The organism is Nocardia rosealba (genome assembly GCF_020216065.1).
In the GTDB taxonomy this organism is placed as follows: domain Bacteria; phylum Actinomycetota; class Actinomycetes; order Mycobacteriales; family Mycobacteriaceae; genus Nocardia; species Nocardia rosealba.
Genome location: NZ_JAIWNA010000014.1, coordinates 1 through 14,864 on the forward strand (window position 1 = coordinate 1; position 14,864 = coordinate 14,864).

Here is a 14,864-nt window from a genome sequence, read left to right on the forward strand (position 1 = left end):
CCGCGCGAACAGCGCTCGAAGCGCATGCGCGAAGCGCGAGTCTCGAGCGCTGTTCGCGCGGCCCCTCAGGGGCCGCGCTCGAGCGCGCCAGCGCTCCAATAAACACAGCCAGTACTCCCTGGGCGCAATCCAAAAGGGCCGGGCACGCTACCAAGTAGCACGCCCGGCCCCATATGCGCTGTCGAAATCAGGCCCAGAGCTGACCCTCGAGCCGCTCCTCGGCCTCGTCGAGCGTGCCGTCGTAAGCCCCCGTCGACAGGTACTTCCAGCCACCGTCGGCAACAACGAAGGCGATGTCGGCGCGACGGCCCGCCTTCTGCGCCTTCTTCGCGATCCCGAGTGCCGCGTGCAGGATCGCGCCGGTCGAAATGCCCGCGAAGATGCCCTCCTCGCCGACGAGCTCCCTGGTTCGGCGGACCGCGTCGTACGGGCCGACGGAGAAGCGGGTGGTGAGCACCTTCTCGTCGTAGAGCTCGGGAATGAAGCCTTCGTCGATGTTGCGCAGGCCGTAGACCAGTTCGCCGTAGCGCGGCTCGGCCGCGACGATCTCGATGTCCGGCACCTGTTCGCGCAGGTAGCGCCCGGTGCCCATCAGGGTTCCGGTGGTGCCGAGTCCCGCCACGAAATGCGTGATCTCGGGCAGGTCGGCCAGCAGTTCGGGCCCGGTGGTCTCGTAGTGCGCGAGCGCGTTGGCCGGATTGCCGTACTGGTACAGCATCACCCAGTCGGGGTTCTCCTCGGCGATCTGCTTGGCAAGCGCCACAGCCTGATTCGACCCACCGGCGGCCGGCGAATCGATGATCTCGGCACCGAACATGGTGAGCAGCTGACGTCGCTCCACCGAGGTGTTCTCCGGCATCACGCAGACGATCCGGTACCCCTTGAGCTTGGCCGCCATGGCCAGCGAGATCCCGGTGTTGCCACTGGTGGGTTCCAGAATGGTGCAGCCGGGCGTGAGCCGCCCGTCGGCCTCGGCCTGTTCGATCATCCGCAACGCGGGGCGATCCTTGATCGACCCGGTGGGGTTGCGGTCCTCGAGCTTGGCCCACAGCCGGACGTGGTCGTCACCGTCCCACTGTGGTGAGAGGGTGCGAAGTCCGACGAGCGGCGTGTTGCCGAGGGTCGCGATCAGCGATTCGTAGCGGGCCACGAGGTCACGCGCCGCCGGCGACCGCGGGCAGGATGGTCACCGACGCTCCGGCGGGCACTTCCGCGTCGAGCCCGCCGGCGAAGCGCACGTCCTCGTCGTCGACGTAGATGTTGACGTAGCGGTTCAGCTTGCCGTCCTTGAGCAGCCGCTCGGCCAGCCCGGGGTGGTTGGCCTCGAGGTTGTCGATGAGCGCGGACAGGGTGTCGCCTTCGCCCTGGACTCGCTTCTCACCTCCGGTGAGACCACGCATGATGGTCGGGATGGACACGGTTACCGGCATGGGGACTCCTCGGGGTGGTGACTTGTTCTGGGGTTGTCAGGCGTCGTAGGACTCGACGATGCGCACCGGTTCCTCGGTGACCTCGCCGTCGACGATGCGGTAGCTGCGCAGTTCGTGTTCGTGCGGGTCGCGGGTGGAGATCAGCACGTAGTGCGCGTCCGGTTCGCCGGCGTAGGAGATATCGGTGCGGCTCGGGTAGGCCTCGGTGGCGGTGTGCGAGTGGTACACGACGACGGGCACCTCGTCCGCGTCGTCCATTTCCCGCCATACCCGCAGTTGTTCGCCGGAATCGAACCGGTAGAACGTCGGGGAGCGTTCGGCGTTCAGCATCGCGACGAAGCGCTCGGGGCGATCACTGCCCTCGGGGCCCGCGATCACACCGCAGGCCTCGTCGGGATGGTCGGCGCGCGCGTGGGCGACCATCGCGTCAACGAGATCGGCTCTGATCACCAGCACTTGTCGACCCTTTCCACAATCCGGCACAACGCCCACACCCTATTCGGGTATTCCGCCCGACCGAATTCCGGTCCCGCCTGTGCGCCGGGTTCAGCGCGGGAACAAGTCGCGGTAGGCGGGGATGCCCGCGACAGAGGTGGCAGCGAGGACGGCATCGACGACGGCCCGTTCCACGACCACCGCCGCGGCGGTGCACAACTCGTCGAGCAGCAGCAGATCCGGCGGAAAAGCCGCAGGTAGCGGACCCGACGGAACCTGCACGGCTCCGGTCGACACCGCGAACAGCGTGTCACCGTCGAGCGGCGAGTGCACGGGCCGGATGGCGCGGGCCAGGCCGTCGTGAGCGGTGGCCGCCAGCCTGCGGCAACCGACCGGGTCGAGCACCGCGTCGGTGGCGACGACGCCGATCGTGGTGTTGAGCACAGTGCTCTTACCGGGCAGTGCGGCCAGGGCGGCGAGCTCGGCGGGCGTGCCGTGACGCAGGCCGAAGAAGTCGGGGCCGTCGGTGCCCGCGCCCCACGGCAGTCCGGTGCGCGGGTCGACCACCGAACCGACCGGATTGGCCACGACGATCGCGCCGACGGTGACCCCGTTGTCGAGAACCACACTGGCCGAACCGATTCCGCCTTTGAGCGCACCCGCCTGCGCACCCACCCCGGCGCCGACGGTTCCCCGCGCGAAGTCCGTCGAGGCGGCCTCGGCGGCGCGGAAACCGAAGTCCGCGTCGGGACGGATGTCCCACGCCCCGACCGGCAGGTCGAAGATCACCGCGCCCGGCACGATCGGCACCACCAGGCTCGGGTCGGTCGGGCTCATCGGGATGCCCTCGCCGTGTTCCTCGGCCCAGCGCATCACCCCGTCGGCGGCGGCGAGACCGTAGGCGCTGCCACCGGTGAGCAGCACCGCGTTGACGCGGCGCACGGTGTTGGCGGGGTCGAGCAGGTCGGTTTCGCGGGTCCCCGGCCCGCCGCCACGCACATCGACGGAGGCGACCGCCCCGCCGGGCAACCGCACCACCGTGCACCCCGTCGCGGCACCCGACCCGAGGCTCACCTCGTCGTCGAGCACATGATGATGACCGACGAGCACACCGGTGACGTCGGTGATCGCGTTGCGTGGACCGGGAACGCCGCGCATCAGGGCGCCAATGCCTGCAGCAGCGAATCCTGCATCCAGGTCAGCCAGTGGTAGACGTCCAGATGCGGGGCGCGCGGATCATCGGGGTCGAAGTGGTCGGGCGTGTCGTCGTCGATGTCGAGGAGGGTGCCCAGGGCCAGGCGCACGTCGGTGAGCGCGGTGAGCCAGGCGTCGGCCTGCTCGGGGGTGAGCACGATCTTGCCGCCGTCCTCGGGGCAGCTGTCCATCACCACCCGGCCCGCGGCCAGTTTCGCGTCGATGATCTCGGGTTCGTGCAGGCTGCGCAGCGCACTGTTGAGATCCGCGCGTTTGGCGTCGGGCGAACCGGGTTCGGCGCGGTGGAAATCGGGCAGCAGGCGCAGCAGTTGCGGGTCGTCGGGCGGGGTCGTGTTGCCGGTGCGCAGCCCGGTCAGCGCCGCGAGTTCGTCCTCGGGCGACTCGGCGGCGCGGTCGGCGAGCAGGCCGGAGACCGCCGCGACCAGGGAGCGCAACACCGTGGCCTCGTGCTCGTCCATTTCGGATCGAAGCTTGAGACCACCGAGTGAGTTCTTTCTGCTCCACTTGCGCACAGGGCCAGGTTACTCAGGCTCAGTCGTCGCGCTGCATCGTTGCCCACAGGCCCGCCGCGTGCAGGCGGCGTACGTCCTGTTCCATCTTGTCGCGCGAACCCGACGACACCACGGCCTTGCCCTCGTTGTGTACCTGCAGCATCAATTCGGTCGCCTTGGCTTTGCTGTAGCCGAAGAGCTTCTGGAATATGTAGGTGACGTAGTGCATGAGATTCACCGGGTCGTCCCACACCACGGTCACCCACGGCCGGTCCTCGGCCTCCAGGATTTCGGTGTATTCGGTAGCCTCCGGCGTCGCCTGTGGCGCCGACAGTGCGGCGTTCACGGCGTCGGTGACGGCGCCGGCTCGAACGGAATTGCACAGGGCCATAAACCCCAGGGTACGACGAGGCCACCCAGATACAACACCCGCCGTGACTAGAGTTTCGGGTGTGCAGATCCGTGACGGGTCAGCGAGCACCGCGCTGCTGACCGACCAGTACGAACTGACCATGCTCGCCGCCGCGCTCGCCGACGGTTCGGCGCAGCGGCGGTGCACCTTCGAGGTGTTCGCCAGACGCTTGCCGCACGGCCGCCGCTACGGCGTCGTCGCGGGCACCGGGCGGCTGCTCGAGGCCTTAATCCGCTTCCGGTTCGGCGCCGAGGAGCTGGCGATCGCCGAGAAATTCCTGGACCCGGCCACCGTCGACTGGTTACGCGAGTATCGCTTCACCGGCGATATCGACGGCTACGCCGAGGGTGAGCTGTACTTCCCCGGTTCGCCGATCCTCACCGTGGGCGGCAGCTTCGCCGAATGCGTGGTGCTCGAGACGCTTGCCCTGTCGATCTTCAACCACGACAGCGCCATCGCCTCGGCCGCCGCCCGCATGGTGAGCGCCGCCGCCGGGCGCCGGATGATCGAGATGGGTTCGCGACGAACCCACGAACTGGCCGCGCCGTCGAGTTCGCGAGCGGCCTACCTGGCCGGCTTCGACGCGACCTCCAACCTCGAGGCGGTCCGCAGCTTCGGTGTGCCGGGCGCGGGCACCAGCGCGCACGCCTTCACCCTCCTGCACAGCGGCGCCGACGGCGAACACGAGGCAGCCGCCTTCCGCAGTCAGGTCGAGGCGCTCGGCATCGGAACGACACTGCTGGTCGACACCTTCGACATCACCCGTGGTGTCGCCACCGCCATCGAGGTGGCCGGGCCCGAACTGGGTGGTGTGCGGATCGATTCCGGCGAGCTGGGTGTGCTGGCCCGCCAGGTGCGCGATCAGCTCGACGCGCTCGGCGCCACCGGTACCCGCATCGTCGTCTCCGGTGATCTCGACGAGTACGCCATCGCCGCCCTGCGCGCCGAACCGGTCGACGTGTACGGCGTCGGCACCTCCCTGGTCACCGGTTCCGGTGCGCCGACGGCGGGCATGGTGTTCAAGCTCGTGGAGGTCGACGGGATTCCGGTGGCCAAACGCAGCAGCCACAAGGAGTCGCGCGGCGGGGCGAAGAAGGCGGTGCGGCTGGCGCGGGCCACCGGGACCATCGTCGAGGAGATCATCTACCCGGCGGCGGGGGAAGCACCTTCCACCAACGGTTTTCAGGTACGTGAGCTCCAGGTTCCGTTGGTACGCGGTGGTGAAACGGTCGACGGCGTGGCGACGCTCGCGCGCAGCCGGGAACTGGTCGCGCAGGGTCTGGTCAGCCTGCCGTGGGAGGGACTCAAGCTCTCCGACGGCGAGCCCGCCATCCCGACCACTTTCCTCGGCTGACACCTCGGAAACACCAGGGGACAATGGTATGGACGCAATGATCGGGAGGATGGTGTGATGCGCGGTTTGGTCATCGTGGATGTGCAGAACGACTTCTGCGAGGGAGGATCGCTGGCCGTGCGCGGCGGCGCGAGGGTCGCGGCGGCCATCAGCTCCCATGTCGCCGCGAAGAAGTACGACGCGATCGTGGCGACCAGGGACTGGCACGTCGACCCCGGCGCCCACTTCTCCGACAACCCCGACTACGTCGACTCCTGGCCGCCGCACTGCGTTGTCGGTACGCCTGGCGCCGATTTCCATCCCGCTCTCGATACCGGACTGGTCGAAGAGGTGTTCTCGAAAGGCGAATACAGCGCCGCCTATTCGGGTTTCGAGGGCGCGTCGGCCGACGGAACCACCCTCGCCGACTGGTTGCGCGCCCGCGACATCGACCACGTCGACGTGGTCGGCATCGCCACCGACCACTGCGTACGCGCCACCGCCCTCGACGCCCGCACCGCCGGTTTCGACACCACCGTCCTGCTCGACCTCACCGCAGGCGTCGCCCCGGAAACCACCGCCACCGCACTCGCCACCCTGCGCGACGCGGGTGTCGAGCTGAGCGGTGAGGTGCCCGCCTAGTCCGCGACTACCCTGCTCGCATGGATTACCGCTTCCCGGCGCAGGCGCGCGCCAAGCTGACCGAGGCATTGGCCGAGGTCGACAGCATTCACGACGCCGCCGACATCGTCTTCTGGGCCAACCCGGCCACCGACGATCTGCACCGCACCGGAATCGGCGCCTTCGGCGAACTCCCACCCGCCTTCGCCCACCTGCTGGCCCTGTCCAGCCTGCACTCCACCGTCCTGGATTCCGGCTTCAGCACCTACCTGCGCACCCGCCGCACCGAACTCCCCTGGGCAACAAGAGCATTGCGCGCCGCAGGCATGCCACGCCTGGCCGCCGCCGCCATCCTCGCCGCCCGCGACGCCTCCCCCAACTCCCCCGACGACCCCCTCGACCGCTTCTTCGACGACGAACACCGCACCCTCGCCGAACCCGACCAGATCCGCCGCCCCACCGGCGACCGCGCCGACGACCCCGACGAGATCTACGACATCAACGAACCAGAAGACTTCGAACAACGCGTCCTCGACTACATCAGAACCAACCTCAACGACTTCATTCAGGCACCATGACCCGAACAACCACTCGAGTCCCCACCCACCGGACTCCCAGCCACACAGCACCACCTGAGGCCCCCACCTCCCGGGCTCCCAGCCACATGGCACCCATTAAGTCCGCCATGACCGCATTCCCAGCCCCGCACGACCCGACCTCGAGGAGGGTCCGCCGCGAAGCGGCGTAGCGGCCGGGCCGCGAGTTAGCCGCCGTTGCGCATGCGCGCGGCGCGCGCCCCCCTGGCTGACTCGCGGGCCCCCGGGGGGGGGGGGGGGCCGCGGGCGCGCGCCGCGCGCGCCCCCCCCCCCCCCCCCCCCCCCCCCCCCCCCCCCCCCGGCCCCTAGGGGCCGCGCTCGAGCGCGCCAGCGCTCCAATAAACACAGCCCAATACCTCCCGCATCACAAGACCCCGAATCCTCCACCCACGAACCTGTCCGACCCCACGGATAAGCTGGCCCCCGTGCCCGAACTCCCACCCGTCGCCGACCTGCTCGCCACCGCCGTGCATGCCCTCGGCGGCACCGAGCGCACCGGGCAGACCACCATGGCCACCGCCGTCGACCACGCGATCGACACCAAGGAACACCTGGCCGTGCAGGCGGGGACCGGCACCGGTAAGTCGCTGGCCTATCTGGTGCCCAGCCTGCGGCACGCGGTGCGCACCGGGCGAACGGTCGTGGTGTCCACGGCGACGATCGCGCTGCAACGTCAGCTCGTCGACCGCGATCTGCCCCGCTTGGCCGAGGCGCTCACCAAGCCGCTCGGTCGTGTCCCGCAGTTCGCGATTCTCAAGGGCCGCAACAACTATCTGTGCCTGAACAAGATCAACAGCGTGATCCCCGAGGACACCGGCGGCGAGGCGGAGCTGTTCGACGCCTTCGCCATCTCCCGCCTCGGCCGCGAGGTGCAGCGTCTCAACGAGTGGGCCTCCGACACCGAGACCGGCGACCGCGACGAGCTCGCCCCCGGCGTGAGCGATCGGGCCTGGCGGCAGGTGAGCGTGTCCTCGCGCGAGTGCCTCGGCAAGAGCCGCTGCCAGTTCGGTCAGGACTGCTTCGCCGAGAAGGCGCGCGCCGAGTCGGCGCAGGCCGATGTGGTCGTCACCAATCACGCGCTGCTGGCCATCGACGCCATCAGCGGCATCCAGATCCTGCCCGAGCACGATGTGGTCGTCATCGACGAGGCGCACGAACTGGTCGACCGGGTCACCGGCGTCGCCACCGCCGAACTGGGCGCCACCGCCATCAGCGCCGCGGCCCGCCGCTGCACCAAGCTGGTCGACGAGCGTGAGGTCGACCGGCTCGAGGGCGCCGCCGAAGCCTTCCACCAGGCCATCGAGGACCTGCCTGCCGGTCGCTGGGACCAGCTGCCCGACGGCATCGCCCCCGTCCTCGCCCTCGTGCGCGATGCCGCCTGGAACGCGCGCACCGCGCTCGCACCGCAGGGCAGCGTGAAAACCCAGGACGACCCGGACAACGCGGCCGCCAAGACCTTGGCCGTCGCCGCGCTCGACGAGGTGCACGACGCGGCGGTGCGCGCACTCACCGCGTTCGAGGAGTCCGATCCGGCCGCGCGCCACGATGTCATCTGGCTCTCGGCCGACGAAGTGCGCGGGGTCGCCCGGCGCACCCTGCGGATGGCGCCGCTGTCGGTGGGCGGGTTGTTGCGCAGCAGGCTCTTCGGCACCGCGACCGTCATCCTCACCTCGGCGACCCTGCAGATCGGTGGATCGTTCGACGGTCTGGCGATCACCTGGGGCCTGCCCTCGCAGTCGTCCGGCAAGACCGATCCGGCCCTGGCCAACGGCGCGACTCCACCGGCGGACGTGGAGTCGGTGCGCTGGAGCTCCCTCGACGTCGGTTCCCCGTTCGACCACGCCAAGTCGGGCATCCTGTACGTCGCCAAGCATCTGCCCGCACCGGGCCGCGACGGCCTCTCCCCCACCTACCTCGACGAGATCGAGCAGCTCATCACCGCCGCGGGCGGGCGAACGCTCGGCCTGTTCTCCTCGATGCGCGCGGCCAAGGCGGCCACCGAGGCGCTGCGCGAACGCCTCGACACCCCGGTGCTGTGCCAGGGCGACGATTCGATGGGTGCGCTGGTGCGCAAGTTCGCCGACGACCCGGCCACGTCCCTGTTCGGCACCCTGACCCTCTGGCAGGGCGTCGACGTGCCCGGCCCGTCGCTGAGTCTGGTGATCCTGGACCGCATTCCGTTCCCCCGCCCCGACGACCCGCTGCTCACCGCACGTCAGCGCGCGGTCGAGTCGCGTGGTGGCAACGGGTTCATGGCGGTGGCGGCCAACCATGCCGCGCTGCTGCTCGCCCAGGGCACCGGCCGCTTGCTGCGCAGTGTCGACGACCGCGGTGTCGTCGCCATCCTCGATTCGCGCCTGGCGACCGCCCGTTACGGCGGTTATCTGCGGGCCTCACTGCCGCCGTACTGGGAGACCACCGACCCGCAGGTGGTAGCCAAGGCGTTGCGCAGGCTCACCGCATCCGCCTGAGCGGCACAGTTTTTCACCGCGAGTCGTGCAATCCGGGTGACCACACCGGCGAAATCACTACCAGCTGAATGTGACCCGTGAGACGGTTGGGTGATGACGCACCACGCCGATGGCGAGGTACTCGACGAATTTCTGGTCAGCGCAAGATCTTTGGCCGAGTACCGCGCGATGTTCTGCCTGTCCGACGAAGACCTTTCCGGCCGACGCATCCTCGACTGCCCCGGCGGCGCGGCGAGTTTCACCGCCGAGGCCAGTGCCCTCGGCGCCGAGGTCACCGCGATCGACCCCATCTACGCGAGCGAGCCCGGCGAACTGGCCGCCCGCGCCGCCCCTGAAACCGAGCGCGCGGTGGCGTGGGCGCACCGCCACGCGGGCCGCTACCGCTGGGATTGGTACGGCGGCACCGCCGAGCAGGCCGCGATGCGCCGCGCGGCCGCCGCCCGCTTCGCCGTCGACGTGTGCGCGGCACCGCACCGCTACCTCGCCGGGCGCCTGCCCTCGCTGCCGTGTGCCGACGGCTCCTTCGATCTGGCGTTGAGCTCGCACCTGCTGTTCAGCTACGCCGACCGGCTCGACGCCGACTTCCACCTGGCCGCCCTGCTCGAACTCACCCGGGTGGCCACGGTGGAGACCAGGGTGTACCCACTGCTCGACTACACCGGTGCCCCGCTCGACGACCTGATCGCCCACCTGCGAACCGAACTGCACGACAAGGGCATCCGGACCTCGTTACGCAAGACTCGCTACGAGTTCCATCACGGCGCCGACACCATGCTCACCCTGCACGCGTGAACCGCAGGTCAGCGCGGCTCTACAGTGTCCAATTGATAGACGGTGCCTACCGAGGGCGACCCCCGGAGACCGGCGCGGTAGGTTCTTAGTCGTGCATACGACGCGAGCCGGCCGGTAGCACGGCCGTGGCGGAGAGATCTCGACGCGCGGAATTGCCGCGCATCACCCTGACGCTCATCCTGCTACTCGGTACCGCAGCCCTCGGCGTGACGCTGCTGTTCACCACCATGGACCCGTACATGAACAGCGGCGGCATCCTCGCCGGCGGCCTGGACGTGCACATCTACCGCGACGGCGGCTGGCGAGCGCTACACGACAAGGCGCTCTACATCGAGCCCACCCACTACGGCCTGCTCTACACCTACACGCCGTTCTCAGCACTGGTGTTCCTGCCGCTGTTACTGGTGCCGTGGGACCTGGTCACCTCGGTCTGGTTGGTGCTCAACCTGATGGTTCTGGTGGTGTGTGTGCTGCAGAGCTGGCGGATGCTCGGCTACCGGGTGACGCCGCGCCTGGTCGTGCTCAGCATGCTCATCGGCCTGGCCTGCACCTTCATCGAGCCGGTGCGGACCACGCTGTACTACGGGCAGATCAATCTGTGGCTGATGATGCTTGTGCTGTGGGACTTCTCCCGTGGGCCCGACAGCAAGTTGCGTGGCCTGGGCGTCGGTATCGCGGCGGGCATCAAGTTGACCCCGCTGTTCTTCATCGCCCAGTACGCGGCTCAGCGCCGGTGGCGGGCGGCGCTCACCGCCGCACTCACCTTCATGGCGACGATCGGGGTGACCGGCCTGATCCTGCCGCGCGATTCCTACCAGTACTGGACCTCCACGTTCTTCCAGTCGGGCCGGATCGCTCCCGATGTGCATCCGTCGAATCAGTCGCTGCGCGGCGCGATCGCCCATCTGCTGCACGGCCCGGCGCCGGTGTGGTTGTGGTTGCTGATCGCGGTGCCGGTGGCGCTGGTCGCGCTGTGGCTGGCGGCCGTGCTCGTGCGCCGCGACGAACCGCTGCTGTCGGTGACGCTCGGCGGCCTCACCGCCTGCGCGGTATCGCCCTATTCGTGGGGGCACCACTGGGTCTGGTTCGTGCCGCTGCTGGTGTACCTGATCCACCGGGCCCAGACCCGGCTGCCGTGGTTCCTCGCCGCCGCCGGCCTCTACCTGGCCGTCGCCGCCTGGACCTACAACTACACCCCCACCTGGGTCAGTGTCGGCACCTTCCTGCTGCCGCCGTGGTGGCCCTTCCACCAGGTGCTGCTGAACATCTACGTCGTCATCTACCTGATCGTGCTCGCGGGCATCGCCGTCCACGTGTATCGAGGGAGAACGAAACCGGCTGTGGCCGAAGGCATTTCACCTGCGACCACAGCCGTCGAGACCGTGGTGATCCCGGCGGAGCTACCCGCACGCCCAGTCGAAAACGCCTGACTCCAGATCGAGTTGGGCGTTGCCGCCGCCGAAGTTCATGCCCGAGACCTCCTCGATCTCGAGGTAGTAGGGCGTGAGCCCCTCGGGCAGCGCCTGCACAGGGAAGGCGGTGCCGCCGAGATGGGAACGGCCGAACAGCGGTTCGGCCCACGGGGTCCAGCCCGCATCGTCGGTGAGCGGGTCCTGGTAGGTGGTGTCGGGCACGTACTCGACGGGCGGGATGCCGACATTGGGATCGTCGACGCGCTCGGCCAGCCACACACCGACGGTCGGGTGGACGTCGTCCCAGGCATTACAGCCCTCGTCGCTCGCGGCGGGCGAGCCGGGCGGGCGGATATCGGCAGGCGGCGCCACCGGACCGGCCTCGAACTCCTTCTCGGTCAACCAGATCAGCGCGAACACCCCGCCGATCTCGTCGTGCAGCAGATTCAGTTGCGGGTGCAGGCGGGTGGCGACCAGGTCGCGGGCCAGCGGGTCGTCGGAGCCGGCGTCGGCCTCGACCGGAGCGGTCGCGTCGGCGAACTGCCCCTCGCCCTGGAAGAACGCGATCGCCGGGAAGCCGGGTCCGCGCCGCTGGAAGTCGGCGGGCAGTCGCAGGGTGAGCGCGTGCATCATCGGCAGCCCGGTGACCGGTCCGCGCGGCCACGTCGCCGGGTCGATGCCGGGACCTTCGCTACCGATCCACCCGGCGCGCACCGGCGAGACCAGCTCGAGCGGTTCACCACCCGGTGTTTCGGCCAGTTTGTCCGCCGAATCCCCGAACCCCAGGTCATAGGCCTTCATCGCAGCTCTCCTCTTCGACGCGCGGACGATGGTCGACACCGTGCGAGCGGTATCGCCGACGAGACTATCCGCCCCCGCCGACACCCGCGCACACTCCGGGCAACCCACGGCATCGAAAAAGTGACCAGCGCATGACGAAAAAAGCGGCGCGGCAACCGAAGTCACCGCGCCGCCGGAGCAGCTACGTCAGAGCACAGCCTTGAGGATCAGCGTCAGCACGGCCGCCGCGACAGCGATGCCGACGGCCGCCGCACCCCACACCACGCCCTGGCGCTCCCACGGGCGACCGGCGTCCAGCGAGAACCGGCCGGGGCCGGTGAAGGCCAGCGCGCCCGCGACGAGCGCGAACAGCAGCGGGGTGGTGAAGCCCGGCACGGCGGGATCGGTCGGGAAGAGACCACCGGCCCACATCACGTTGATCGCGTTGATCATGGTGCCGAGCACGACGGCGCCGGCCAGCGGGGTGAACAGGCCGAACACCAGCAGCAGGCCACCGACGAGTTCGGTGACACCGGCCAGCGTGCCGAAGAGTTCGCCGGGGTTGTAGCCCATGGCGGTGAAGCTGTCGGCGGTGGTCTGCCACCCCATGCCGTTGAACCAGCCGAAGAGTTTCTGGGTGCCGTAGGCGGCCATCAGGCCACCGAAGCTGATGCGGAGAACCAGCAGGCCGATGCTGGTCGCGGTGGCTTCGTCGGTAGTAGCGGTGGTACTCGGAGCGATGCGCGTGGCGGTGTCGGTCATGGCGTGTCCTCATCTGCGATTCGAAACATCTCGCAACCGGACTGGAGTCCGATTGCCCACTCGGTCACAACCCTGGGCCAGGAACTACTATTTCACGACAGCCATCCCAAGGGCGTGATCCGCGTCACAAAACCACGAAAAGGGCCGCCCCAATCGGGGCAGCCCTTCGCGGAAAGCTCAGTTCACCACGCCATGGTCGCGTAGCTCACCAGCGTGCTCTCGGATTCCTGCGACAGCTTCCAGGTGCCGTCGACGTCCTTCCAGGTCACCGGGATCGGGAAGGTGTAGTCACCGAGGGTGCTGTTCAGCGTGGCCGACAGGGTGTCGCCCGCGACGGTGACCGGACCGGAGACACTCCAGCTGTAGCCGGGGATGCGGTTGACCGTCTGGTTCACGACCGCGAGGCCGCCCGGGTTGCCCGACTCGAGCTCGGCGGCCGAACCGTTCATGGCGGCCTGCAGCTTGCCCTGCAGCTCACCGGCCGACGGGGTCGCCGGGGCGGCGATCGCGGCGGGCGCGGTGGCGACGACGGCAGCGGTGACCGGCGCGAAGAGGGTGGCAACCGCCAGGGACGCGGCAGCGAACGAGCGCTTCATAGGTAGATCTCCTTCAGGTTAGGCAAGCCTAGGCTGAGTATAGACATACCTACGCCCGGATCACCTACTCGACCAGGAAGAAGAAGTAGGCGAGGAACAGCACCATCAGCGCCCACATCGCCGGATGCACTTCCTTCGCTCGGCCCTTGGCCACCATCACGATGGGGTAGAAGATCATGCCCATCGCCAGACCGTTGGCGATCGAATACGTCAGCGGCATCATGATGACGGTGATGAACGCGGGCACCGAGTACTCGAGATGCTGCCAGTCGATATCGCCGAGCGCACGGGCCATCAGCACGCCGACCACGATCAGCGCGGCCGAGGTGACCTCGCCCGAACCCGCGATCACCGAGAAGACCGGATAGCAGAACATCGCGATCAGGAACCAGCCCGCAGTGGTCACCGCGGTGAGCCCGGTACGACCACCCGCCGACACACCGGCCGTCGACTCCACATACGCCGTGGTCGTGGAGGTACCGATGATCGCGCCCGCGGTGGTGCCGACCGAGTCGGCGGCCATCGCACTCGCCGCGCGGGGCAGCGTGCCGTCTTTGTTGAGCAGGCCGGCCTGGTTGGCGACGCCGATCAGTGTGCCGGAGGCGTCGAAGAAGTCGACGAACAGCATGGTGAGTACGACGACGATCATCTGCCCGGTGAATGCGTCGGGCAGATGGATGATGGCCTGTCCGAAGGTCTGGTCCAGCCCCTTGGGCATCTCGGCGATGCCGTCGGGCACCTTCACCAGCCCCGAGACCATGCCGACGATCGTGGTGGCGACGATGCCGTAGAGCACCGCGCCGTGCCAGCCGATCACCAGGAAGATCACGGTCACCACCAGGCCGAACAGCGCGAGCAGCGTGGTGCCCTTGGTGAAGTCGCCGAGCGAGACGAGCGTCGCCTCGTTGTTGACCACGATGCCCGCGTTCTTGAGCCCGAGGAACGCGACGAACAACCCGATGCCCGCGCCGACGGCGAACTTCATCTGCAACGGGATGGCGTTGAGAATCCGTTCGCGGACCTTGGTGATCGCGAGCACGAAGAAGATGACGCCGGACAGGAACGTGCCCGACAGGGCGACCTGCCACGGAATGCCCATGCTCAGCACCACGGTGTAGGCGAAGAAGGCGTTGAGCCCCATGCCCGGCGCCAGCGCGATCGGGTACTTGGCCCACAGCCCCATCACCAGCGTGCCGAACACCGCGGCGACGGCCGTCGCGGTGAACACGGCCTGCATGGGAATGCCCTTGTCGCCCAGCGCACCTTCGTCGCCGAGGATCGACGGGTTCACCGCGAGCACATACGACATCGCCAGGAACGTGACCGTGCCCGCCATCGCCTCGCGTTTGAAGGTTGACCCGGTCGACGTGATACCGAAGTATCCGTCGATGCGCCGCCGGGCGCGGGTTACGACATCGCTGGCCATGACTCTCCAGTCCGCGGGTTCAAAGAAGAAGGATGCCCAGGAACGGTAGCGGAAAGTTCACTGAATCGAAGAACCCGCGATCGCCCCGGGGT

At 68.7% G+C, this 14,864-nt stretch carries 16 protein-coding genes; 6 read left to right on the forward strand and 10 right to left on the reverse strand.

Annotated elements, in window-relative coordinates; genetic code table 11:
• Window positions 1-187 precede the first annotated feature (187 nt).
• The 6 genes from LDL21_RS29425 to clpS all read right to left on the reverse strand — a co-directional run bounded on the left by LDL21_RS29425 (window position 188) and on the right by clpS (window position 3,962).
• On the reverse strand, window positions 188-1,150 hold the full coding sequence (locus LDL21_RS29425; RefSeq protein ID WP_225282642.1) for a PLP-dependent cysteine synthase family protein: 963 nt from the start codon (window positions 1,148-1,150) through the stop codon (window positions 188-190).
• A 4-nt stretch (window positions 1,151-1,154) separates the two neighbouring features.
• Window positions 1,155-1,430 carry a MoaD/ThiS family protein gene (locus LDL21_RS29430; RefSeq protein WP_067498283.1) on the reverse strand — a complete coding sequence of 92 codons (276 nt, stop codon included), beginning with the start codon at window positions 1,428-1,430 and terminating at the stop codon, window positions 1,155-1,157.
• A 36-nt stretch (window positions 1,431-1,466) separates the two neighbouring features.
• Window positions 1,467-1,886, reverse strand: a complete 420-nt coding sequence (locus tag LDL21_RS29435; protein WP_225282643.1) for a M67 family metallopeptidase — start codon at window positions 1,884-1,886, stop codon at window positions 1,467-1,469.
• Between the two features lie 90 nt (window positions 1,887-1,976).
• Entirely contained in the window at window positions 1,977-3,023 is a 1,047-nt protein-coding gene (locus LDL21_RS29440; RefSeq protein ID WP_225282644.1) for a P1 family peptidase, read from the reverse strand.
• Complete coding sequence (aosR, locus tag LDL21_RS29445; protein ID WP_067645003.1) at window positions 3,023-3,592, reverse strand: oxidative stress transcriptional regulator AosR; 570 nt, start codon at window positions 3,590-3,592, stop codon at window positions 3,023-3,025. Before aosR ends, LDL21_RS29440 begins: the two co-directional genes overlap by 1 nt.
• A 19-nt stretch (window positions 3,593-3,611) precedes the next feature.
• Window positions 3,612-3,962, reverse strand: a complete 351-nt coding sequence (clpS, locus tag LDL21_RS29450; RefSeq protein ID WP_067498269.1) for an ATP-dependent Clp protease adapter ClpS — start codon at window positions 3,960-3,962, stop codon at window positions 3,612-3,614.
• A 43-nt stretch (window positions 3,963-4,005) separates the two neighbouring features.
• Between clpS and LDL21_RS29455 the strand changes: the two genes are divergently transcribed.
• The 6 genes from LDL21_RS29455 to LDL21_RS29480 all read left to right on the forward strand — a co-directional run bounded on the left by LDL21_RS29455 (window position 4,006) and on the right by LDL21_RS29480 (window position 11,226).
• Window positions 4,006-5,337 (forward strand): nicotinate phosphoribosyltransferase, encoded by a 1,332-nt coding sequence (locus LDL21_RS29455; protein WP_308017181.1) that lies wholly within the window; start codon window positions 4,006-4,008, stop codon window positions 5,335-5,337.
• A 57-nt stretch (window positions 5,338-5,394) separates the two neighbouring features.
• Window positions 5,395-5,958 carry a nicotinamidase gene (locus tag LDL21_RS29460; RefSeq protein ID WP_225282645.1) on the forward strand — a complete coding sequence of 188 codons (564 nt, stop codon included), beginning with the start codon at window positions 5,395-5,397 and terminating at the stop codon, window positions 5,956-5,958.
• A gap of 20 nt (window positions 5,959-5,978) precedes the next feature.
• Window positions 5,979-6,515: a DMP19 family protein gene (locus LDL21_RS29465; RefSeq protein ID WP_225282646.1), complete on the forward strand. Its 537-nt coding sequence runs from the start codon at window positions 5,979-5,981 to the stop codon at window positions 6,513-6,515.
• Between the two features lie 443 nt (window positions 6,516-6,958).
• Window positions 6,959-9,004: an ATP-dependent DNA helicase gene (locus LDL21_RS29470; RefSeq protein WP_225282647.1), complete on the forward strand. Its 2,046-nt coding sequence runs from the start codon at window positions 6,959-6,961 to the stop codon at window positions 9,002-9,004.
• A gap of 93 nt (window positions 9,005-9,097) precedes the next feature.
• The gene (locus LDL21_RS29475) at window positions 9,098-9,796 is read left to right on the forward strand and encodes a class I SAM-dependent methyltransferase (protein ID WP_225282648.1); all 699 of its coding nucleotides are present in this window, start codon (window positions 9,098-9,100) and stop codon (window positions 9,794-9,796) included.
• Window positions 9,797-9,921: 125 nt separating this feature from the next.
• Complete coding sequence (locus tag LDL21_RS29480) at window positions 9,922-11,226, forward strand: glycosyltransferase 87 family protein (RefSeq protein WP_225282649.1); 1,305 nt, start codon at window positions 9,922-9,924, stop codon at window positions 11,224-11,226.
• Here LDL21_RS29480 and LDL21_RS29485 read toward each other — a convergent pair.
• The 4 genes from LDL21_RS29485 to LDL21_RS29500 all read right to left on the reverse strand — a co-directional run bounded on the left by LDL21_RS29485 (window position 11,197) and on the right by LDL21_RS29500 (window position 14,772).
• On the reverse strand, window positions 11,197-12,009 hold the full coding sequence (locus LDL21_RS29485; protein WP_225282650.1) for a hypothetical protein: 813 nt from the start codon (window positions 12,007-12,009) through the stop codon (window positions 11,197-11,199). The two genes, LDL21_RS29480 and LDL21_RS29485, sit on opposite strands and share 30 nt — an antisense overlap.
• A gap of 186 nt (window positions 12,010-12,195) precedes the next feature.
• Window positions 12,196-12,750 (reverse strand): DoxX family protein, encoded by a 555-nt coding sequence (locus tag LDL21_RS29490; RefSeq protein WP_225282651.1) that lies wholly within the window; start codon window positions 12,748-12,750, stop codon window positions 12,196-12,198.
• Window positions 12,751-12,932: 182 nt separating this feature from the next.
• Window positions 12,933-13,346, reverse strand: a complete 414-nt coding sequence (locus LDL21_RS29495; protein ID WP_225282652.1) for an MTB12 C-terminal domain-containing protein — start codon at window positions 13,344-13,346, stop codon at window positions 12,933-12,935.
• 64 nt (window positions 13,347-13,410) lie between these two features.
• Window positions 13,411-14,772 (reverse strand): NCS2 family permease, encoded by a 1,362-nt coding sequence (locus tag LDL21_RS29500; protein ID WP_305082695.1) that lies wholly within the window; start codon window positions 14,770-14,772, stop codon window positions 13,411-13,413.
• Window positions 14,773-14,864: the final 92 nt, after the last annotated feature.